This window comes from Micromonospora sp. WMMD714, from assembly GCF_029581315.1.
GTDB lineage: Bacteria > Actinomycetota > Actinomycetes > Mycobacteriales > Micromonosporaceae > Micromonospora > Micromonospora rifamycinica.
In genome coordinates this window covers 4,274,798-4,296,183 of sequence record NZ_CP120744.1, presented here as the reverse complement: position 1 = coordinate 4,296,183, position 21,386 = coordinate 4,274,798, and the positions used below count along the sequence as shown (strand labels likewise).

The window sequence follows — 21,386 nt, the reverse complement described above, 5'->3', positions numbered from 1 at the left end:
GGACGATGCGCGCCCGCCGGGCGGGTGAGCCGGTTCCGGGCAGGATCCACGGCAGGGAATGCTCTGCAGGGCTGGCACACATCCGCTACCACGGCTCCTTCTCAAATGACCACGACGCAGATCGAGCCTCACACGACGGCTACCGGCCGGACACCCCTAAGAAAACCCCTAAGGGCTAGGTAAGAATTCTCCGGAGTACTGATGTGCGTCACTTCGGCTCTACGCTCGGATCGCCATGGTTCAGCCATCTGTACCGGGGAGTGGAAAATGACCGGGGTAGTACCAGGAGCGCCCATGCTGCCAACGGCGCGCAGTTCACCATTCGATCCACCGGAACCGTTGGGACAACTGCGGCAGCATTGTCCGGTCGCACCCATGACGTTTCCTGACGGGCATGTCGGCTGGCTGGTCACCAGTCACTGGGCGGCACGGTCGGTCCTTGCCGACACCCGGTTCAGCTCGCGGCAGGAACTGCTGCGGTCGCCGATTCCGTTGCCGGTTCCGGAGCCACGCGTGCCGGCCGACCCGGGCAACTTCATCCGGATGGACCCGCCCGAGCAGACCCGGTACCGCCGGCTGCTGACGAGCCAGTTCACCGCGCGCAGGCTCCGGCAGCTGGAGCCGCGGATCACGGAGATCGTGGACGTCCAGCTGGCCGCGATGGCCGGCGCGGGCACCCACGCCGACCTGCTGCGGGTGTTCGCGCTGCCCATCCCCTCGCAGGTGATCTGCGAGCTGCTCGGCGTGCCGTACGAGGCCCGGGAGCAGTTCCAGCGCGACGTGGCCACGCTGCTCAACATGACCTCGTCGGTGGAGGCCATCGTCGCGGCGCACCGCAGCGCCGACGGTTTCGTCGAGGAACTGGTGCTGGACAAGCGGGCGCGACCGGCCGACGATCTGCTGAGCAGTCTGGCGGCACTGCCGGAACTGACGGTTCAGGAACTCAAGAGCATGGCGTTCCTGTTGTTCTCGGCGGGTTACGAGACCACCGCCAACATGCTGGCTCTGGGCACGTTCGCGCTGTTGACCGCGCCTGATCAGTTGGCCGCTCTCATGGCGGACGAAACACTGGCCGACGCCGCCGTCGAGGAGCTGCTGCGCTATCTCACCATCATCCATATCGGACCGGTCCGGACCGCTTTGGAGGACGTCGACCTCGGCGGCGTGACCATCCGCGAAGGCGAGAGTGTCACGCTTTCGTTGAGCGCGGCGAATCGCGACCCGGCGAAATTCCCCGGACCCGACACGTTCGACATCGGACGCCATGCCGCCGGCCATCTGGCATTCGGCCACGGGGCGCACCAGTGTCTCGGGGGGCAGCTCGCGAGAATGGAGATGCGGATCGCGTACACCCGGCTTTTCGCGCGTTTTCCGCGGCTGCGCCTGGCGGTGCCGGCCGACGAGGTCGAGGTCGCCGCGGACATGACCATCTACGGCGTGCACCGGCTGCCCGTGCGGTGGGACTGAGCGCGGACCGGCCGGCGGGTGTTGACGCGTGTCCCGGCGTCGGGATGCGCGTCAGTCCGTCGGGTTGGTGCTCAGGTCCCGGGCGAGGAGACCGCCGGCACGGTCCGTCCGGGGGCCGGGGCGGGCTGGCTCCAGCGCCGGGCGATCGGCCGCTCGACGGTGACGTAGAGGAGCCAGGCGAGCAGGATGCTCAGCCCGACGGCCAGCGCCACCAGACCGAGCGCGACCGGTGTGCTGAACTTCCGGTCACCGAGGAAGAACGGCCGTCCCCAGTACAGGACGATGGCGTGCGACATGAACAGCGCGTACGAGATGTTGCCGAGCCACAACGACAGCCGGCTGCCGAAGAACCGGTTCGTGCCCCGGATCTCGGTGTTCGCCGCCGCGAGCACCAGCAACGCGGCCGGGACGACCTCGACGGCGACCACGCCGTACGGTATCGGCACGGGCAGCATGCCGAGGTAGGTCACGCCCAGGATCGCCAGCGCCCCCCACAGCGGCAGCCCGACCCACATCCGCTCCCGCACCGTCCGGGCCAGCACCATGCCCAGGACGAACTCGCCCAGGCGCGCGACCGGGAAGTTGTAGGAGAACCAGAACTCGTACGTCGGCACGCCGACCACCGGGATGGTGGGCTGTTCGGGCATCGTCAGGACCGCGACGAAGGGCACCGCGATCGTCGCCAGGAGGGCTCCCAGCGCCCAATACCACAGTTTCCCGCGCGGGATGCGTCGCACGCCGCGCAGCAGGAACGGGAAGAGGGCGTAGAAGAAGACCTCGCAGGACAGCGACCAGGTGACGATGTTGACGCTCGACGCCACCTCCAGCCTGGGCACCCAGGACTGCAGGAGCAGCAGGTTGAGCAGCGCGACCCATGCCGGCGCACCGCCGAGGAGGATCAGGCACGCGGCCCAGGTGACGACGTGGTTGGGGAAGATCCGGAAGAAGCGGCGGCGGTAGAACGCGCGCGGCGTGTCGTCGTTACGGGTAGACCAGGTGAGCACGAAGCCGCTGAGGATGAAGAAGAACGTGATCGAGACGAAGCCGATCTTGCTGACCAGGAAGGTCAGGATGCCGGCGGCCCGCTCGTCGGCGAAGACGGTGATCGGCGGCACGGCGATCGCGTGGAAGAGGATGACGGCCACCGCCCCGAAGAAGCGGAGACCGGTCAACGAGGGCAGCCGGTCGGGGAGCCGGACGGCTGAGGTCATGCGTACTCCTCGGAGGAACGGTGGCGTCGGCGGCGCCACGCTGACGGCCGTGACCGGGTGGCCCACCAGCCGTGGCCGGCGGGCGCACCCACGGGAGCGCCTCCGGCTCAGCCGGCCGGGACGGTCGCCTCCGAACTCACCCGGCTGATGCCCAGCCGCGGCTCGGTCACCAGGTAGAGGCCGCTGGCCGCGTCGTACAGGTCGTTGGCGTCGATGTACATCGGCGCCATGGTCAGGCGCTGGTTCGGCGCGGCCTCCTCGGCCCGCCGTCGGGCCTGCTCGGCGGCCCCGAGCAGCTCCTGCACCGGCTTGGCGCCCCCGGTCGCCGCCGCGTCGATGGTCTCCGTGATCGGCGCCGCCGCCTTCCCCGCCTGGTCGGCCGCCTCCCGCAGGTCGGTGAGGCCGGCGATGATCTCGCCGAAGGCCAGGTCGGCGCTCTGGGCACCGTCGCCCTGCGCGGCCCGGCTCAGCGTGTCGGCCAGCGCGAAGTACCGGTCCTTGCCGGCGTGCTGCTGGTAGAAGCTGATGACCAGGGTGAAGAGACGGTGGTAGGCGTTGCGGTACAACGACTCGAAGAACGCCTGCGCCTCCGGTTCGTTCACCTCACCCCGGTCGAGCGAGAGGATCGACGCCGCCGCCAGCATGCCGCTGTACATCGCGAGGTGGACCCCGGTGGACAGCAGCGGGTCGAGGAAGCACGCCGAGTCGCCGACCAGGTAGTAGCCGTCACCGCAGAACTTGTCCGCGGCGTACGAGAAATCCTGTTCCACCCGCACGTCGGGGAGCTGGGTCGCCTGGGCGAGCACCCGCTTCATCGTGTCCGACTCGTCGATCATCGCCGCGAGCATCGCCTCCTGCGTGTCGAACTCCCGACGCCTTTCCACGAAATTCGTCTTGTGCGTCACGAACCCGACGCTGAAACGGTTGTTGCGCAGCGGGATGAGCCAGTACCAGCCGTCCGGGGAGGAGATGACGTTGATTCCCCCGTCCGGGCTCCCGGGCAGCAGTTCGGCATTCTCCCAGTATCCCCAGATGGCGACGTTGCGGAAGATCTCGTGCGGCCGCCGGTTGTGGTAGTGCTGGGCCGAGATGAGTCCGGCGCGGCCGGAGGCGTCGACGACGTAATCGGCCGTCTCGGCCCGCAGCTCGCCGTCGGCCGCCTGCCACTCGACGCCGACGGCCCGGTCGCCGTCGAACAGGACGCGCTTGACGTGGGCCTGCTGCACGACCTCCGCACCGCTGTCGGCCGCGTTGTCCAGCAGCACCTTGTCGAAGATCTCGCGGTCGACCTGCCAGGAGCGGGTGTCCGACCCGAACTGCGCGGTCCAGTCGATGATCCAGTCCTGCTCCCGGCCCCACCGCATCAGCACGCCGGTCTTGGAGGTGAAACCACACGCGTTCACCTTGTCCAGTGCCCCGACGTAATCGATGATCGCGCGACAGGAGGTCGTGATGGACTCCCCGATGTGATACCGCGGGAATTCCGCGCGTTCGAGCAGCTTGACCTCTGCGCCGCCCCTTGCGAGAAGCCCGGCGGCGGTCGAACCGCCGGGGCCACCACCGATGACAATCACCTTCGGCATCGCATCCGCCATTCTCTCGGGGATCTGCGGCCGGGACATCGATCCCGGTCATGCATCATTGACCCTATTCAGGCACAATTCGATGCCCAACCCCTACGTGCCCCAGACCCCGGTGCACTGCCGGTCGGCGGTCAGGCCGAATCCGCCATGGTGGGCATGCACGCCGCCGCCAGGTCGGCCCGGTTCGTCACCTTGAGCTTCCGGTACGCCTTGGTGAGGTGCTGCTCGACGGTGCTCACGGTGATGTAGAGCTTCTGCGCGATCTCCCGGTTGGTGTGCCCGGTGGCCGCCAGCGCGGTGACCCGACGCTCGGCCCGGCTCAGCTTCACCAGCCCGCCGTTGGGCTGCTTCGTCACCATCGACTCGACGTGCTCGTCGGAGGACTGGTGCAACAGGCTCCGGCGCAGCGGCTCGGCCCGGCACTCGGTCGCCAGCCGCAGCGCCTGCTGGAACGCCGCGTTCGCCCGCTGCCGCTCCCCCATCGCCTGGTGCACCTGGTGCAGGTCGGCCAGCGCGCTCGCCAGCTCGAAGCGGTCGCCGCAGGCGTGCAGCACCTCGACCGCCTCGCGCAGCAGCTGCAGGCGTCCGTGGGTGCCGCTACAGGCGGCCATGGCCCGCAGCGAGATGCCGGCCGTCCGGGTCAGCCCCTGCCGGGCGCCCCTCAACTGGGCACCGGCCAGCTTCTGGGCCCGGTCGCGGTCCCCCAGCTTGAGGTACAGCCGGGCGGCGGCGCCCCGCCAGGGAACGAAGGCCGGCACGTCCATCTCCCACTCCGCCGCCAGCTCCCCGCAGGTCAGCAGGTCGCTCATCGCAGCGTGCCAGCGCTCGCACGCGGAGAGGTAGAGCCCGCGCGCGTAGAGGTAGCGCAGACCGAACCGGGTCTTGAACATCTCCTGCGGCACCGGGGCCTTGGCGTAGGCGCCGGCCGCGTCGAGGTCCCCCATCATCGTGGTCGCCTGGATGAACGTGGCCAGCGGCGCCCCCACCGCCACGCCCCAGCCGCGCGGGGCGATCCGGTCGAGGGCGGCGCGGGCGTACCGTGCGGCGTTGGGCAGGTCCCCCTGGTACAGCGCGATCTCCCCGCGGACGGCTTCGAGCCGGGCGCTCCACGTCGGCGCGTAGCGTTCCGCCGCCGCCGCGAGCAGCGGATCACACCAGGTGAGCGCCCGGTCCGCGTGATCGGAATAGAGCAGGGCCAGCAGCGCCGCCTCGGCCGGTTCCAGGGTGGCCTCGTCGACCTCGGTACCGCAGCCGCGCAGGATGTCCTCGGCGCGGCGCACGACGTCCACGGCACCACGGGTCAGCACCTCCGACAGCAGCGCCGCGCCGAGCAGGTGCTCGTCGGCCACCTCCGCACCGTCGGGTGTCCCCGGTCGCCGCGGCACCTCGGGCACCATCCTGGACAGCGGCGGGTGCCAGGACCGCAGCCACCGCCGGATCATGCCGAGTTCGGCGTCGCGCCGATCGCCACCGGCCCCGCCGGTACGGCCCGTCGCATCGATGACCTGCATCGCCTCCCCGGTCATGCCGTGCCAGACCAGCGACCTCGCCACCGCGCTGACCTGCCGGTCGGAGAGCAGACCGCGGCGGGACGGCTCGATCAGCAGGGACACGTGGCGGACGGCGGCGACCGGGTTGCGCCGCCACACGACCCCGGCCAACCGGGCGAGCACAGAGGCCCGCTCGTGGTCGTCCGGGCTGCTCTCGAACGCCAGGCCGAGACAGTCGCAGGCGAAGTCGAGATCGTCGGAGGCGATGGCGACCTCCGCGGCCTCACGCAGCAGGCGCTGGGTCCACCGTTGCCGTGTCCCGTCCGTCTCCAGCAGGTGCCGGGCCACCGTCGAGGCCGAGGCGCCCTGCACGTAGAGCAGCTCGGCCGCGCGTTCGTGCAGCCTGCGTCGCTCCTGGGGGCGCAGGTCCGCCAGGACGGCGGCCCCGCTGGCCGGGTTGCGGAAGTCCCCGCCGGTCACCAGCCCGGCCAGTTCCAGCCGGCGTAGCGCGGTCCGGGTCTGCTCCTGGCCGAGTTCGACCAGGTCGGCGAGCAGCCCGACGCCGGTGGGCCGCCCCAGGATCGCGATGCCGCGCGCGACGGCCAGGGAGTCCGGCGAGCTGCGGTGCAGACAGGCCACGACGGCCTGGCCGAACGCGATGTCGGGACGGCGCGGATCCGCCCCGCGCAGGTCGTCGAGCAGCGCGCGTACCAGCAGCGGATTGCCGCCGCTGAGCCGGTGGATGTCCGCTCCGGACAGCGGCAGGGCGGTCCAGTCCGGCTGCGCACGTACCAGGGCGGTGACCCCCTCGACCGACAACAGGGTGAGGTCGATGCGCCGCCAGTGGTCGTTGCGCAGCAGCTCGGCCTGGACCAGCGCGGTCGCCGCGTTCTCGTCGTCGGACTGGGTGAACACGAGCAGCGCCGAGGTCCGCCGCAACCGCGAGGCGAGGTCGAGCAGTTCGCGCAGGGATTCCCGGTCGGCGCACTGGACGTCATCGACCGTGATCACCACGGGGCGGTCGGTGGTCCAGGTCAGCAGTTCGGCGTAGAGGACGCGCAACGCCTGCGTGCCGGCGGCGTCCACCGGGTTCGTCGACGGGACCGCGTCGACGAGCCGATCCAGCTGTGCCCGGAGCCGTCCGGGGGCGGTGCCCGCCCCGAACAGCTGCACCAGGACGTCGAACGGCACCTCGGCCCCGGACCGCTTCGCGGTGGCGCTGAGGAGGAGCGCGCCGGCCCGCAGCGCCCGTTCGGCGAACGCGTCCAGCACCTCCGTCTTTCCGCACCCGACCGGCCCACTGATCAGAGCCAGTTGGCCCACCCCGCTCCGGCATGCCGAGAGCATCTCGTCGAGGGCAAGAAGTTCGTTAGTTCGCTCTGTCAGCGCCATGGACATCCCGCTTCCCCGTATGTCGCTGCGGTCGCCGGTGCCCGGCGGCACCGGCGGCCGCGGCTGTCATTTGCCGCTTGTCGCGTCTACCCCCGGCTTGTCCGCCGCGGCCGGCAGGGGGCCGGTGGGGGTCTTCGAGCCGCTGTTCGCCGGCTTCTTCGACGGGTTGGTGGAGACGCCCGCCGCGTCCGGGGCCGACTCGAACTCCGGCGGCACCGGATAGTCGGGCATGAGATAGCGGGGGCCCTGGCGCTTCACCTCGTCGGGGATCATCGCGCCGAGCCCGCCGTCCTCGTTGACGCCCTTCTCGATGATCGCCATGGAGTGGAAGAAGTGGATCCCCACCACGCTGCGATCGGTCGGCCTGCGCCGGTAGGTCGTGTCCGACACCAGCGCCTCGTAGTTCAGGCCGTCGACCATCTGCTTGAGATAGCCGACACCGGTGGCGGGATTCGAGAAATCGCTGCTCGATCCGCCGAATCCGGGCCAGTACGACGTCTCCATGTCCTCGATGACATAGAGGCCGTCGTCGGCGAGCCGCGGAAAGAGGTACTCGAACGACCTGATCTGGTCGGAACAGAAGTGGCTGCCGTCGTCGATGACGATGTCCAGCTCGCCGGTCTCCTCCAGCACCGTGGCCAGGAATTCGGGATCGGCCTGGTTGCCCCGGAACGTGCGGAGCCGCTGCGTCTCCAGGAAACGCTTGTCCTCGATATCGATCCCGAAGACCAGCGCCCTCGGAAAATAGCGCTTCCACATCTCCAGCGAGGCACCGCCACGGTCGGCCTCCTGAAAACCGCCGATGCCGATCTCGAGGATGCGTACCGGCCGGTCGCGGTAGGCGGCGAAGAATCGCTGGTACTGGCGGGCGTACCAGCGGGCGCCCCACTTGTCGGACCCGAAACGCAGGGCGAGACCGGCCAGGTCGGCGTTGTGCCGGCTCCGCTGGGCGAACAGCTCGCCCCACGGCAGGCCGGTGCCCCGGTCGCCGGCCGCGAGGATGTCCGCCACCTGCGCGGGGTCGGCGCAGGCGGCGGGCCCGAAGACCGCGCGCAGCATGCCCGCGAAGGCCGGGAGGTCCTGGTGGATGCGTACGTCGGCGTCGGCGGCGGCGGCCCGGGAAAGGTCCTGGCTCCAGGGCAGCGGCTCGACCGTCACCGTGTCCCGCTCGGCCCGGACGAGGTAGCCCACCACGTGGCGGGCGATCTCCAGGTCGTGTTGCACGACCAATTTCTCCCGGCCGTCGTATGGCAGGACGTCCAGCAGAACCTCCTGGTACAGCAACTCCAGGACGTAGTGATGCTGCAACCGGTTCGCGATTCGGAGAGTCGCTTCGTCGTCCACGCCCGCCGCGTTTGTCAAATCGCCGATCGCAGCCATTCTGCTATCCATCAAGACAACCACATCCTTGGTCGATCGTCACCACGGGGCATGCCGAGGTAATGACTATCACCGCTGGCCCGGCGGGGTAACCCCTAGATCCCAGCGACCATAGGGGCCATGGATTCCCAGTTCACACGGGGTGAGGACGAATCGCTCAACTCTCCGACACACATTGGACGCACAGCATATTACATTGACGTCTATCGTTCACAGTAGAATGTTGGCCGCAAGCCGCGGGTTACCACACCGGGCCGATCGGACGTCAGTACAGCCAGACCTGACATCCCCCTCCTTGATTGGCGCTGATCAGTCGCTCAGACCAACTTACTCGCTGTCAGTGTGCCAGGCATCACCCAGAGCAACAAGATTTGGCGCGGGAAGGGCGGCGATGCCCCGGCATGCAGGGCAAACGCCCGAACCGGGTACTGCGTACCAGATTGTGGTACCCCTTGCCCGGCAGATCTAGGGGTTAACGACCGCCGCGACCGCCGCTAGCTTCGATCTGGCCTCGCGCGCCCGAGCAGCCGGGGCCAGCCGACCACGGAGGCACCATGCCAGACGCCAGGTTCCCGTTCCCGGAGTCCGGGGGCGCAGGCCCCGCACCGCAGTTCGACGAGATCCCCGATCGTCGTCCCTGCCCCGTAGCCCTCTACGGCGGCGCTCCGGCGCTGCTGCTCACCGCGTACGAAGACGTACGCCGGGTGGTCACGGATCCGCGTTTCGACCGGGTCGGCGCCGCCCGGGTCGGGCTCACCAACCGCTCCCCCGACTCGCTCGAGCACGACAGCGCCGACGCCCCCGACCCGGCCCGCCGACGCCGGACCATCACGACGGCGTTCACCGCCCGGCGCGCACAGACGCTGATCCCGCAGATCGAAGCCATCGTCGCCGAACTGATCGACGACCTTCGCGCCGGCGGCGACCGGGCCGAGTTCCACGACGCCTTCGCCCAACCCCTGGCGGTCCGGGTGATCTGCCTGCTGCTCGGCATCCCCTACACGAACTACGAGACGTTCGGGCCGCTCGTGGAGATCGTCATGTCCGCCACGGCGTACCCGCCCGAGCAGGTCCGCCAGGCGCACGGTCAACTCTTCGCCGACTTCGCCGAACTCTACGACCGACGCGCGGCCCAGCAGGATCCGCCGCAGGACGTCCTCACCGACCTTATCGCGGCGACCCGCTCCGGCGAGCCGATGAGCCGGGAGGACGCCATCCACGCCGGGTACGGCCTACTGATGGCCGGGTACGAGACCACCAGCCACCAGCTCGCCATCTGCCTCTACCTGCTGCTGTCCGAGCGGGACCGCTGGGAGCGGCTGCGCGCCGAGCCGGAGCTCGTCCCGACCGCCGTGGAGGAGCTGCTGCGCTACACCTCGCTGCTCTCCACCGGTGGTGCGCCGCACATCGCCGGCGCCCCGGCCACGCTGGGCGACGCGCCGGTCGAGCCGGGCCAGGTCGTGGTGCCGGTGTTCGCGGCGGCGAACCGGGATCCCCGGGCGTTCGACCGGCCCGACGAGATCCTCCTGGACCGCAGCCCCAACCCCCACCTGGCGTTCGGGCACGGCCGGCACGTCTGCCTCGGCGCGTCCCTGGCCCGCATCGAGTTGACCACCGCGATCTCGGCCCTGCTGCGGGAACTGCCCACGCTGCGGCTGACCGGGACGGAACTCGGGTGGCGCGAGGGGAGGTTCATCCGAGGCCTCACCGCCCTGCCGGTGCGGTGGTGATCCCGCTTTCCCACCCCCCGGTCGGCGCACCGGCCCGACCGTCGGTGTGCCGACCGGGGGTGGACGGCACCGGGAGCCCCCGGCCGAGACCACCGGGGAACGATCACAGGGGGATGTTGCCGTGGCTGCCCCGGCCCGCCGTGGCGGTGGCCAACGCCTCGGCGATCCGCCGACGGCTCGCGGCCGGGTCGATCACCTCGTCGATCATCCCCAGCCCCAGTCCGCGCCGGGTGCCACCGGAGATGCGGCGGTGCTCGGTGACCAGTTCCCGGCGTAGGCGGTCCCGGTCGGCCTCCGGCGCGGCGGCCAGGGCACGGCGGTGCAGGATGCCCACCGCAGCCTCCGGCCCCATCACGTCGACCTCGGCGTCCGGCCAGGTCAGCACGGTGGTGGCACCGAGCGACCGGGAGTTCATCGCGATGTAGGCACCGCCGTACGACTTGCGCACCACGAGGGTCACCCGGGGCACCACCGCCTCGCCGAAGGCGTACAGCAACTTGGCGCCGCGGCGGATCACCCCGCCCCACTCCTGGTTCAGGCCCGGCAGGTAGCCCGGCACGTCGACCAGCACCAGCAGCGGGGTGCCGAACGCGTCGCAGGTACGGACGAACCGGGCCGCCTTCTCCGCGCTGAGCGAGTCGAGACAGCCGCCGCGGTGCAGCGGGTTGTTGGCCACCACGCCGATCGCCCGACCGGCGAGCCGGCCGAAGCCCACCACGATGTTGCGGGCCCAACGCGGTTGCAGCTCCAGGAAGGCGGGTTCCCCGTCAGCCGGCCCGTCGAGCAGGCGCGCGATCAGCGGGTGGACGTCGTAGGCGCGTCGTGCCGACGCCGGCAGGACGTCGACCAGGCCCTCGTCGTCCGTGACCGAGGACAGGTCGAACCAGCCGGGGCGGGTGAACACCCCGACGAGGTGCCGGGTGGCGGCGTACGCCTCGGTCTCCGAGCCGGCGCTCACGTGCACGACGCCGGACTTGCGCCCGTGGGCCTCGACGCCACCCAGCCCCTCCATGTCGATCTGCTCACCGGTGACCGAGCGGACCACGTCGGGGCCGGTCACGAACATCCGGCCGCCGTCGGCCATCACCACCACGTCGGTGAGCGCCGGTCCGTACGCGGCGGCACCGGCGGCCGGCCCCAGGACGACCGAGATCTGCGGAACCCGCCCGGAGGCCCTGATGATCGCGGCGAAGATCCGCCCGACGCCGTCCATCGACTGGATGCCCTCGGTCAGCCGGGCTCCGCCGGAGTGCCAGAGCCCGATCACGGGGAGCCGGTCCCGTACCGCGAGGTCGATGGCGGTCACGATCTGCATGCTCTCCTCGGCGCCGAGGGAGCCGCCGGCCCGGGTCGCGTCGGTGCAGAAGAGCACCACCGGGCTGCCGCCGATCCGGGCGTGCCCGGCCTTGACCGCGTCGTGCGGACCGAAGAGCCGCAGCGAACCCGGGTCGGCCAGTCGCGCCAGCCGGGTCAGCGGCGCCCGGGGATCGCCCGTGCCCGGATCCACCGCGTCACCCAGCTCGGCCGTCGTCATCTGCGGAGCCTCATCTCTGCGGGGCGGCGGCCGCGGCGGCGGCCGGGGCGGGGGCGGCGGCGGGGGCGGCGGTCCGGAACCGGTTGATCGCGTTCTCGTGGCGGACCCGCGTCTCCGGGTCCGAGACGCCCCTTCCCTCGTCGGCGAGACAGAGCACGCCCACCTTGCCGTGGTGCTGGTTGCCGTGCACCTCGTCGACCGCCTGCCCCACCCGGTCGAGGGGGTAGACCGCCGACAGCGTCGGATGGATCCGGCCCCGCGTCACCAGACGGTTCGCCAGCCAGGCCTCCCGGTAGTTGGCGAAGTGGGAGCCGACGATGCGCTTGAGGTGCATCCACAGGTACCGGTTGTCGAACTCGTGCCGGAAACCGGAGGTGGAGGCGCAGGTCACGATGACGCCGCCACGGCGCGCGACGTAGACGGACGCGCCGAACGTCTCCCGCCCGGGATGCTCGAACACGATGTCCGGGTCGTCGCCGCCGGTCAGCTCGCGGATCCGCTCGCCGAGCCGCCGCCACTCGCGCGGATCCGGGGTCTGGTCGTCGGCCCAGAACCGGTACTGCTCGACGCTGCGGTCGATCACCGCGGCGGCCCCCATCGCCCGGCAGATCTCGGCCTTCTGCGCGTTCGAGACGACACAGATGGGGGTTCCGCCGCCGTTGAGGACGTACTGGGTGGCGTACGAACCCAGACCGCCGGCCGCGCCCCAGATCAGCACGTTGTCGCCCTGCCGCATGACCGCGCCGTGCGGGGAGACCAGCTGCCGGTAGGCGGTGGAGTTCACCAGCCCCGGCGCGGCGGCCTCCTCCCAGGTCAGGTGCGCGGCCTTGGGCATCAGCTGGTTGGCCTTGACCAGGGCGAGTTCGCCGAGGCCGCCGAAGTTGGTCTCGTATCCCCAGATCCGTTGCTGCGGGTCGAGCATCGTGTCGTCGTGGCCCTCCGGCTCCTCCAGCTCGACCGAGAGGCAGTGCGCGACCACCCGGTCGCCGGGATGCCACAGCCGCACCCCGGGTCCGGTCCGCAGCACGACTCCGGAGAGATCGGAACCGACCACGTGGTACGGCAGGTCGTGCCGGGCCGCGAGGCCGCCGGTGCGGGCGTACCGCTTGAGGAACCGGAACGTCGGCACCGGGGCGGACAGCGCGCTCCACACGGTGTTGTAGTTGATCGAGCTGGCCATGACGGCGACCAGGGCCTCGCCCGGTCCGGGCTCGGGGGTCGCCACCTCGCGCAGGTGCAGCGCCTTGCCGGGCTGCCGGTCCGCCACCGCCATCGCGGCGTACCTCTCCTGCTCCTCCTCCAGGAGCACGGCCGCCCGGTAGCCCGGCGGCACGGGCAGCGCCTCGACGGCGGCGCGGTCGGTGCCGGCCGACTCCAGGGTCTCCACGAAGGCACGGTTCATCGCGCTGCCTCCCTGCTCGGGCGCTGGACATGGAAGCCGGCCCCGGTCTTGCGGCCGAGCCGGCCCTCGGCGACGAGGCGGGTGAGCATCGGCCCGGGCCGGGTCGCCGGGTCGCCGAACTGCTGGTGCAGGCGGCGCAGGATGGCGGCGGAGACGTCGAGGCCGATGGTGTCGAGCAGGGCGAAAGGACCCATCGGAAAGCCGTGGGCCTCCTCCATCTCCCGGTCGAGTTCCGCTACGCCCGCCTGGCCGCGCTCCACCATGCCGACGGCGTCGTTCAGATAGGGGAACAGCAGGTAGTTGACGATGAAGCCGGACCTGTCCGGGCAGGAGACCGGCACCTTGCCCAGCTGACGGGCGAGGGCGCGGGCCACCGCGGTGGTCCGGGCGGCGGTGTGCGGGGTGTGGCCGACCTCGACGAGCCGCATGACCGGCGCCGGATTGAAGAAGTGCATCCCCACCACGTCGGCCGGGCGGCCGGTCGCCGCGGCGCAGTCGGCCACCGACAGGCTGGAGGTGGTGGTCGCGAGGACGGTGCCGGGCCGGCAGACCCGGTCGAGGGCGGCGAAGACCGTACGCTTGGCGTCCTCCTCCTCAGCCACCGCCTCGACGACGAGGTCGCAGTCGGCCAGGTCGTCGAGCAGGACGCCGGTCCGGAGCCGGCCGGCGGCCGCGGCGGCCGCCGCGGGGGTCACCCGGCCCCGGGTGACGGCCCTGTCGAGCGCCGCCGAGACACGGTGGCGGGCCGCCATTGCCCGCTCCTCGTGGCGGGCCACGAGGGTGGTGTGAAGACCGTGGACCACGAGGGCCTGCGCGATTCCGGTGGCCATCGTCCCCGACCCGACGATGCCGACCGAGGACGGCGCACCGGCGGCCACCGGTTCCGGCGCGGCGGGTCCGGTCCGGCGGCGGGGATCCCGGTGGAGCCGTTCCGGCCACGCCCGGGTGGTCAGCAGTGGTGCCGGGGGTACGGCTGCCTCCGCCATCAGCTCCAGTACCCGGTCGAGACCGATCTCGTCCACCATGGTCAGCGGGCCGGTGGTCAGGCCACAACCGAGGCGCATCGCGGTGTCGATGTCCGGACCGGTGACATAATCCTGTCCACACAGGATGGCGGCCCGGTTGAGATATCGCAGTAGCAACACGTGCCCGGCAGCGATCCCATGCTCCTGTACCGTCATCGCCACCCCTTGATCGCGTTGTTCCGCGCGGCCGAACTGCCGGATCAATGCGGACTCTAAGAGGCGGCGGCGGGCGCCGGTAACCCCTACAAGCGCGGTGTGATTCGTTACGACCTAGGGGTGGAACATGAATAGGACCCCTGGCCGAGCGGTGGATTCATCGCGTTTTCCCGGCGGATTCTTCCACATCAGGAAAGACGTGCGGAATTGCCGGCCGGAAACGGAGGGTGGGGATTTCACGGCGCGCGACGGCCGTCAGGCGAGACAGGACACCGGACAGTGCGGTAGCATATGGACGAAGCAAGAAAGTCCTGTCCTTTAAATCCTACCATGGGGTGGCGCTGTTGTCAACAGTTCCCTCGGAGGCGTTCGCCGCTTCCGTCAACGACACGCTAGAGGACGAGCGCCGCTACGTGGCGATGCTCTACCGCCACGTCGACAAGCTGCGTGACGTCGCCACACAGCGGCTGGCCCGGACCAAGCTCGACAACGCGAGCAACCCGTCCGCCCGCGCCGAACGTGACGCCTCCGCCACCATGTACCGGGAGCGGATCCGGCAGCTGGAGGGCATCGACGAACGGCTGTGCTTCGGCCGGCTGGACATGGACGACGGCGAGCGCCGCTACGTCGGCCGCATCGGGCTGGTCGACGAGGACGACCAGTCGTCGCTGCTGATGGACTGGCGGGCCCCCGCCGCCCGCCCGTACTACCTGGCCAACGCGATCACCCGGGAGGGCGTGCGCCGACGCCGGCAACTACGGATGAAGGGCCGCACGGTCACCGGCCTCGACGACGAGATCCTCGACGTCGAGAGCGCCCCGCCGGACAGCACCACCTCGCTGACCAACGAGGCCGCGCTGATGGCCGCGCTCACCGCCCACCGCACCGGCCGGATGCAGGACATCGTCGCCACCATCCAGGCCGAACAGGACGAGATCATCCGGGCCGACATCAACGGCGTGCTGGTCGTGCAGGGCGGCCCCGGAACCGGCAAGACGGCCGTCGCGCTGCACCGGGTGGCGTACCTGCTCTATGCACACCGGGAGCGGCTGGAGAAGCGCGGGGCGCTGATCCTCGGCCCCAACGCGACGTTCCTGCGCTACATCAGCCAGGTCCTGCCGTCGCTGGGCGAGACCGGCGCGTTGCTCTGCATGGTCGGCGACCTCTACCCGGGCGTGGTCGCCACCGGCAGCGAGCCGGACGAGGTCGCCGAGATCAAGGGTCGCATCTCGATGGTGCAGGTCATGGCGAACGCCGTCTACGACCGCCAGGAGACCCCCCCGGTCAAGGAGGTGCTCTTCGAGGGCGACCGGCTACGGCTCACCCACAAGCTCACCGCGAACGCGAAACGGCTGGCCCGCGACACGCTGCGCCCGCACAACGAGGCCCGGCCGTACTTCGTCCGCGAGATCATCGAGGCGCTGACCAACCAGGTCGCCTCGCTCATCGGCCGCCACCTGCTGGTCGACGAGGACATCAAACAGATCCGGTTCGACCTGAGCAGGTCACCGGAGGTGCACCGGGCCCTGCACGAGCTGTGGCCGATCCTCACGCCGGAGCAGCTCCTGGCCGACCTCTACGCCTCGCCGGAGCGGATCGAGGCGGCCACCCCGGATCTCGCTCCGGCCGAGCGGGAGCTGCTGCGGCGTGACCCGTCGGCGCCGTGGACGCCGGGCGACGTACCGCTGCTCGACGAGGCCGCGGAGCTGCTCGGCTGGGACGACCGGGCCGAGCGGGCGCGGGAGGCCGAGCAGTGGCGGGCCGACCTGGAGTACGCCCAGGGTGTGCTGCAGATCCTCAACTACGAGGAGGACGAGATCGACGAGGAGGTCCTCCAGGCCACCGCCCTGATCGACGCGTCGACGCTCGCCGACCGGCACGACGACGACGGCTACCTGTCGGTCTCCGAGCGGGCCGCCACCGACCGCACCTGGGCGTTCGGGCACATCGTGGTGGACGAGGCGCAGGAACTGTCCCCGATGGTGTGGCGGCTGCTCATGCGCCGCAGTCCGAGCCGCTCGATGACCGTGGTCGGCGACGTCGCGCAGACCAGCGACCCCAGCGGGACCACCACGTGGGGCGACGTCTTCGCGCCGTACGTCGCGGACCGGTGGCGGCTGACCGAGCTGACCGTCAACTACCGGACGCCGGCCGAGGTCATGGCCGTCGCCGCCGATGTGCTGGCCGCGATCAGCCCCGAGCTCAAGCCGCCCCGCTCGGCCCGTACCTCCGGCATCACCCCGTGGCACGGGCAGGTCGAGAGCTACGCGCGGGCCGTGCCCGAGGCGGTCCGCGCGGAGTACGCGGCGGTCGGTGGCGGGCAGGTTGCCGTGATCACGCCGACCGAGCTGGTCCACCCGCTCGGTGACGCCATCCGGGACGCGACGACGGCGGAGGTGGTCGTCGGCGACGGCGTCTCGCTCGGCGCGGGCGTCGTGGTGCTCGACGTCCGGCAGGCCAAGGGACTCGAGTTCGACTCGGTGCTGGTGGTCGACCCCGCCGGCATCGTCAGCGAGTCCCGACGCGGCCTGAGCGATCTCTACGTCGCCCTCACCCGCACCACCAAGCGGCTCGGCGTGCTGCACCGCGGCGACCTGCCGGCCGTGCTGCGGCAGCTGGGCGAACGCGACACCACGGACCTCACCGTCGAGGCAGCGCACGACCGAGCGGACGAAGGAGCGCGATGAGCACCATGCCGGAATCACCCACGGCACCGGGACAGCAGCCCGCCCCGGCCAGGAGCGTCATGATGACCGTCAACGGGCTGCTGCTCGGGATGTTCGTCGCGGTCCTGGCACCGACCGTGGTCACGGTGGCGTTGCCGAGCATCGTGACCCAGCTCGGCGGCTCGCAGTCGGCGTACACCTGGATCGTCACGGCAGAGCTGCTCGCCATGACCGTCTCGGTCCCGCTGTGGGGCAAGTTCGCCGACCTCTACCACAAGAAGTGGCTGTTGCAGGCCTCCCTCGGGCTCTTCCTGGTCGGGTCGCTCGTCGCGGGGGCCGCCGGGTCGATCGGGGTGCTCATCGTGAGCCGGGTCGCGCAGGGCATCGGGGCCGGCGGGCTCACCGCGATGGTGCCGGTCGTGATGGCGGTGATCGTCCCGCCCCGCGAACGCGGCAAGTACATGGGACTGTTCGGTGCCGTCTTCGCCGTCGGGACGATCGTCGGCCCGCCGCTGGGCGGGGCGCTGGCCGAGGTGCCCGGCCCCGGCTGGCGGCTGTGCTTCTTCTTCGGCGCGCCCTTCGCGCTGCTGTCCATGATCGTCCTGCAGCGGACCTTCCACCTGCCCGCGAGGCGTCGGGAGGTGCACGTCGACTACCTGGGCGCGGCGCTCATCGTCGTCGCCGCCAGCGCCCTGCTCATCTGGTGTTCGCTCGCCGGCGACGTGTTCGCCTGGCGCTCGGGGTGGACCGTCGTGCTGGTGACCGTCGGCGTGGTGGCCCTGGGGCTGACCGTCTGGGTCGAGGCGCGCAGCCCCGAGCCCATCCTGCCGCTGAGCCTGTTCCGCAACCGGACGATCGTCCTCACCACCCTCGCCAGCCTGCTCGTCGGGGTCGTGCTGTTCGGCGGGTCCGTCTTCGTCCCGCCGTACCTGCAACTGGCGCAGGGCCTGTCGCCCGGCCAGACGGGCCTGTTGAGCCTTCCGCTGGCGTTGGGCGTCGTGGTCGCGTCCACGGTGGCGGGACGCCTCATCACCGCCACCGGCCGGTGGAAGGCGGTCCTGGTGACCGGTGGCGGGCTGACCGGCGTCGGCGCGGTCATGCTCGCCATGGTCGACGAGAACTCCGGCCTCGGGTGGTTCGCGGCGGCCATCACCCTGCTCGGGCTCGGCGTCGGAAGCCTGATGCAGAACCTGGTCCTGGTCGCGCAGAGCTCGGTGGACATGAGGCAGCTCGGGGTGGCGACGTCGACGCTGTCGTTCTTCCGGAGCCTGGGCGGTTCGGTCGGGGTCACCGTCCTCGGCGCCGTGTTCGCCCACCGGGTCCGGTCGGTGATCGAGTCCCGGCCGCCGCAGGGCGTCGGCACCGGTGACGGGGACGTCGGCGGAACCCTGCCGGACCTGGGATCCCTGCCGGAGCCGGTCCGCGCCGTCATCGCCGAGGCGTACGCGGTCGCGACCGGCGACATCTTCGCCCTCACCGTGCCGGTCGCCGTGCTCATCGTGCTGACGGTGGCGCTGCTCAAGAACCGTCCGCTGGCGTCGCACTTCGGCATGCCACCGGGACCGCGGCGCGCGAGCGGACAAGGCCCCGGCGGGGACGGACCCGGCGGGCAAGGTCCGGGTGGACACGGACCGGGCGGGCACGCACCGGGCGGGCACGCACCGGGCGGGCACGCACCGGGCGGGCACGGTCCCGGCGGGCACGGACCGGGCGGGCACGGTCCCGGCGGGCACGGTCCCGGCGGGCACGGTCCCGGCGGGCACGGGCCGGTCCCCGGGGGGCCACAGCCCGCCCAGACCGGCGAGCAGAGCCGGCCGTCGGCGGGCTGACGCACGGTGCACGGTGACGGCCGGTCCCTCCCGGGCCGGCCGTCACCGTGCGGGCGCCGTCACCAGTCGACGTGCGCGGAGTACTCGTCGTACTTCTGAGCGTGGGTGAGGTGGGCCAGGTCCGCCTCGACCATCATCGTCATCAGCTCCTCGAACTTCAGCCTCGGCTGCCAGCCGAGCTCCTCCCGCGCCCGGGTGGGGTCGGCACAGAGCGTCTCGACCTCCGCCGGGCGGACGAACTCCTCGTCCACCACCACGTACCGCGACCAGTCCAGGCCGACCGCGCCGAAGGCGATCCGGACCGCGTCGCGTACCGAGTGCACGACCCCGGTGCCAACCACGTAGTCGCGCGGTTCGTCCTGCTGGAGCATCAGGTGCATGGCGCTCACGTAGTCACCGGCGAAGCCCCAGTCGCGCCGGGCGTCGAGGTTGCCGAGCTTCAGCTCGCCGGCCAGGCCGAGCTTGATCTTGGCAACCGTGTGCGAGATCTTCCGGGTGACGAACTCCAGGCCCCGGCGCGGCGACTCGTGGTTGAACAGGATGCCCGAGACGGCGTACATCCCGAACGACTCCCGGTAGTTGCGGGTGATGAAGTGCCCGTAGGCCTTGGCCACGCCGTACGGGCTGCGCGGGTGGAAGACGGTGCTCTCGGACTGGGGGGTCTCGGCGACCTCGCCGAACATCTCCGACGACGACGCCTGGTAGAAGCGGACCTGCCGGGACGGCGTGCCCGACGAGCCGACGCCCGAGACCACCCTCAGCGCCTCCAGCATGCGCAGCACGCCGAGTCCGGTGACCTCACCGGTCAGCTCCGCCTGCTGCCAGGAGAGCGGCACGTACGAGATCGCGCCCAGGTTGTAGACCTCGTCGGGCTGGACCCGGTCGATGGCGGCGATCAGGCTGCTCTGGTCGAGCAGGTCCCCCTCGACGAAACGCAGGTCGTGCACCAGGCGGCTGACCCGTGACCGGCGCGGATTCGCCTGGCCCCGGACCAGGCCCCAGACCTCGTACCCCTGCTCCAGCAGATGCTCGGCCAGGTACGACCCGTCCTGGCCGGTAATGCCGGTGATCAATGCTCGGCGCGACACGGTTCCTCCTGCGGGGTCAGCTCGGTGGGGTTCGGTCTGCGGGTGCGGCGTCGGCCGCCGTGCCGAGCAGGCCCAGCCGGCGCTGGATGAGGTACGCCGCGGCCACGCTGCCGCCCGCGGCGCGCAGCTCGCCCGCCCAGTGCTCGGCACGTCGCCGGTACGCCGGATCCGTCACCAGCTCGGTGATCTTGTGAACGATGTCGTCGATGTCCGGCGTGTCGACGTTGCGCACCACGAGCCCGGCGCCGCTGTCGGCCGCGCGGGCCGCGAAGTCGTTGCAGTCCATCCAGAACGGCATGACCAGCAACGGCTTGCCGTGCACCAGCCCCTCGTGGAACGCGTTGCCGCCGCCGTGGTTGAAGAACACCCGCACGTGCGGATGGGCCAGGACGGCCAGCTGGGACGGCAGCCACGCCTCGACCCGCAGGTTCGGCGGCAGGTCGGCGGGCAGCATCCGCTGCCGGGTCTCGTCGAGTTTCCACAGCACGTGGTGCCGGGGACCGAGCCGGCGGGCCGCCTCGACCAGCGCGGCCACCTGACCCGCCGAGGGGCGCATGAAGGTCCCGAACCCGATGTAGACGATCGACGGGTGGGCGTCCAGCCAGGCGTCCAGCGACGGATCCGCGGTGACCTGCCCGGTCTCGCCGGGCAGCACCGCGCCCACCATGTGCAGGTTCGGCGACGCGGCCGGGAACGGGTACTCCAGCCCGAACACCGAGCAGCCGAGCACGTCGGCGGCGGCACGGGCGTAGTGCGACGGGAGGCCCGCCGCGTTCGGCAGTCCCTCGGCCCGGCGGCGTCGCAGCGCGGCCAGCGCGGGGCGCAGCCGCCGGGGACTGGCCAGGACCGCCCGGGTGCCCAGCCGGAAGAGCACGTTCTCGGCCCGCTGCCGGGGCGACATCCGGGCCGGCAGACCCGACCCCGGCGTCGGGTAGCTCCACGGCAGGGTGTCCACGTAGAAGCTGCTGACCGGCACGGCGATCGTCAGGACGTACGGGACGTTCCGCTTCATCGCGGCGTCGATCGCCCAGCCGGTGCACGAGTCGGCCACGATCAGGTCGGGTCGGACCTCGTCGATGGCGGCCAGCGTCCTGCGGTACAGCTCCTCGGTGTACCCGTGGTCGACGTTCGTGTCCATGAACGCCGCGAAGTCGCGTACCCGCCGGCCGGTGGTCATCGCCCGCAGGGTCTCCTGGTCCCAGTTGGCCGGCCAGAGGTGGGGGCGGTAGCGGCCGAGCGAGACGAACCGCACGGTCCCGCCGCCCGCCGCGCCGACCCGGCGGATCTCCGCCGCCCGTTCGTCGGTGCAGGCGAACCAGAGGTCCACGTCGCGTCGCACCAGCTCCTGGGCGATCGCCAGCAGCGGATTGATCAGTCCCGCGCTGGGCAGGCTGGTGAAGAGCAGCCGGCCCCGGGTACCGTCGTCGCCCACG

The 21,386-nt window shown here is 71.2% G+C and carries 13 protein-coding genes; 4 read left to right on the top strand and 9 right to left on the bottom strand.

Features of this window, described 5'->3' with window-relative positions; genetic code table 11:
- The first annotated feature begins 375 nt into the window (after window positions 1-375).
- Window positions 376-1,467, top strand: a complete 1,092-nt coding sequence (locus O7625_RS18680) for a cytochrome P450 (protein WP_282340213.1) — start codon at window positions 376-378, stop codon at window positions 1,465-1,467.
- A gap of 71 nt (window positions 1,468-1,538) precedes the next feature.
- On the opposite strand, the gene O7625_RS18675 is transcribed toward O7625_RS18680, so the two are convergent.
- From O7625_RS18675 to O7625_RS18660, 4 genes are all read right to left on the bottom strand, one after another.
- Window positions 1,539-2,678 (bottom strand): acyltransferase, encoded by a 1,140-nt coding sequence (locus O7625_RS18675; RefSeq protein ID WP_282340212.1) that lies wholly within the window; start codon window positions 2,676-2,678, stop codon window positions 1,539-1,541.
- A 107-nt stretch (window positions 2,679-2,785) separates the two neighbouring features.
- A complete protein-coding gene (locus O7625_RS18670) occupies window positions 2,786-4,261 on the bottom strand; it encodes an NAD(P)/FAD-dependent oxidoreductase (protein WP_282340210.1) in 1,476 nt (491 codons plus the stop codon).
- Between the two features lie 131 nt (window positions 4,262-4,392).
- Complete coding sequence (locus O7625_RS18665; protein ID WP_282347006.1) at window positions 4,393-7,143, bottom strand: AAA family ATPase; 2,751 nt, start codon at window positions 7,141-7,143, stop codon at window positions 4,393-4,395.
- 66 nt (window positions 7,144-7,209) lie between these two features.
- Window positions 7,210-8,523 (bottom strand): hypothetical protein, encoded by a 1,314-nt coding sequence (locus tag O7625_RS18660; RefSeq protein ID WP_282340209.1) that lies wholly within the window; start codon window positions 8,521-8,523, stop codon window positions 7,210-7,212.
- Window positions 8,524-9,077: 554 nt separating this feature from the next.
- Here O7625_RS18660 and O7625_RS18655 point away from each other — a divergent pair.
- Window positions 9,078-10,253, top strand: coding sequence for a cytochrome P450 (locus O7625_RS18655; RefSeq protein ID WP_282340207.1), 1,176 nt, complete (start codon window positions 9,078-9,080; stop codon window positions 10,251-10,253).
- A gap of 103 nt (window positions 10,254-10,356) precedes the next feature.
- On the opposite strand, the gene O7625_RS18650 is transcribed toward O7625_RS18655, so the two are convergent.
- Genes O7625_RS18650 through O7625_RS18640 form a run of 3 tightly spaced genes read right to left on the bottom strand, consistent with a single transcriptional unit; the run spans window position 10,357 to window position 14,370 of the window.
- A complete protein-coding gene (locus O7625_RS18650; protein WP_282340206.1) occupies window positions 10,357-11,787 on the bottom strand; it encodes a carboxyl transferase domain-containing protein in 1,431 nt (476 codons plus the stop codon).
- Window positions 11,788-11,797: 10 nt separating this feature from the next.
- On the bottom strand, window positions 11,798-13,189 hold the full coding sequence (gene ccrA / locus O7625_RS18645; RefSeq protein WP_282340204.1) for a crotonyl-CoA carboxylase/reductase: 1,392 nt from the start codon (window positions 13,187-13,189) through the stop codon (window positions 11,798-11,800).
- The gene (locus O7625_RS18640; RefSeq protein ID WP_282340202.1) at window positions 13,186-14,370 is read right to left on the bottom strand and encodes a 3-hydroxyacyl-CoA dehydrogenase NAD-binding domain-containing protein; all 1,185 of its coding nucleotides are present in this window, start codon (window positions 14,368-14,370) and stop codon (window positions 13,186-13,188) included. Before O7625_RS18640 ends, ccrA begins: the two co-directional genes overlap by 4 nt.
- Window positions 14,371-14,705: 335 nt before the next feature.
- Here O7625_RS18640 and O7625_RS18635 point away from each other — a divergent pair, with 335 nt between their 5' ends.
- A complete protein-coding gene (locus O7625_RS18635; RefSeq protein WP_282340201.1) occupies window positions 14,706-17,057 on the top strand; it encodes a UvrD-helicase domain-containing protein in 2,352 nt (783 codons plus the stop codon).
- The gene (locus tag O7625_RS18630) at window positions 17,054-18,865 is read left to right on the top strand and encodes an MFS transporter (RefSeq protein ID WP_282340199.1); all 1,812 of its coding nucleotides are present in this window, start codon (window positions 17,054-17,056) and stop codon (window positions 18,863-18,865) included. The genes O7625_RS18635 and O7625_RS18630 overlap by 4 nt, the downstream gene beginning before the upstream one ends.
- 59 nt (window positions 18,866-18,924) lie before the next feature.
- Here the strand turns inward: O7625_RS18630 and O7625_RS18625 are convergent, their stop codons facing one another.
- The gene (locus O7625_RS18625; RefSeq protein ID WP_067310567.1) at window positions 18,925-19,953 is read right to left on the bottom strand and encodes a GDP-mannose 4,6-dehydratase; all 1,029 of its coding nucleotides are present in this window, start codon (window positions 19,951-19,953) and stop codon (window positions 18,925-18,927) included.
- 16 nt (window positions 19,954-19,969) lie between these two features.
- Window positions 19,970-21,385, bottom strand: a complete 1,416-nt coding sequence (locus O7625_RS18620; protein ID WP_282340196.1) for a glycosyltransferase — start codon at window positions 21,383-21,385, stop codon at window positions 19,970-19,972.
- Between the last annotated feature and the right edge of the window lies 1 nt (window position 21,386).

Coding starts and splice junctions, on each gene's coding strand:
- O7625_RS18665 (WP_282347006.1), bottom strand. CDS start 7,143: ATGGCGCTGACAGAGCGAACTAACGAACTTCTTGCCCTCGACGAGATG.
- O7625_RS18640 (WP_282340202.1), bottom strand. CDS start 14,370: ATGACGGTACAGGAGCATGGGATCGCTGCCGGGCACGTGTTGCTACTG.
- ccrA (WP_282340204.1), bottom strand. CDS start 13,189: ATGAACCGTGCCTTCGTGGAGACCCTGGAGTCGGCCGGCACCGACCGC.
- O7625_RS18675 (WP_282340212.1), bottom strand. CDS start 2,678: ATGACCTCAGCCGTCCGGCTCCCCGACCGGCTGCCCTCGTTGACCGGT.
- O7625_RS18655 (WP_282340207.1), top strand. CDS start 9,078: ATGCCAGACGCCAGGTTCCCGTTCCCGGAGTCCGGGGGCGCAGGCCCC.
- O7625_RS18630 (WP_282340199.1), top strand. CDS start 17,054: ATGAGCACCATGCCGGAATCACCCACGGCACCGGGACAGCAGCCCGCC.
- O7625_RS18660 (WP_282340209.1), bottom strand. CDS start 8,523: ATGGCTGCGATCGGCGATTTGACAAACGCGGCGGGCGTGGACGACGAA.
- O7625_RS18670 (WP_282340210.1), bottom strand. CDS start 4,261: ATGCCGAAGGTGATTGTCATCGGTGGTGGCCCCGGCGGTTCGACCGCC.
- O7625_RS18680 (WP_282340213.1), top strand. CDS start 376: ATGACGTTTCCTGACGGGCATGTCGGCTGGCTGGTCACCAGTCACTGG.
- O7625_RS18650 (WP_282340206.1), bottom strand. CDS start 11,787: ATGACGACGGCCGAGCTGGGTGACGCGGTGGATCCGGGCACGGGCGAT.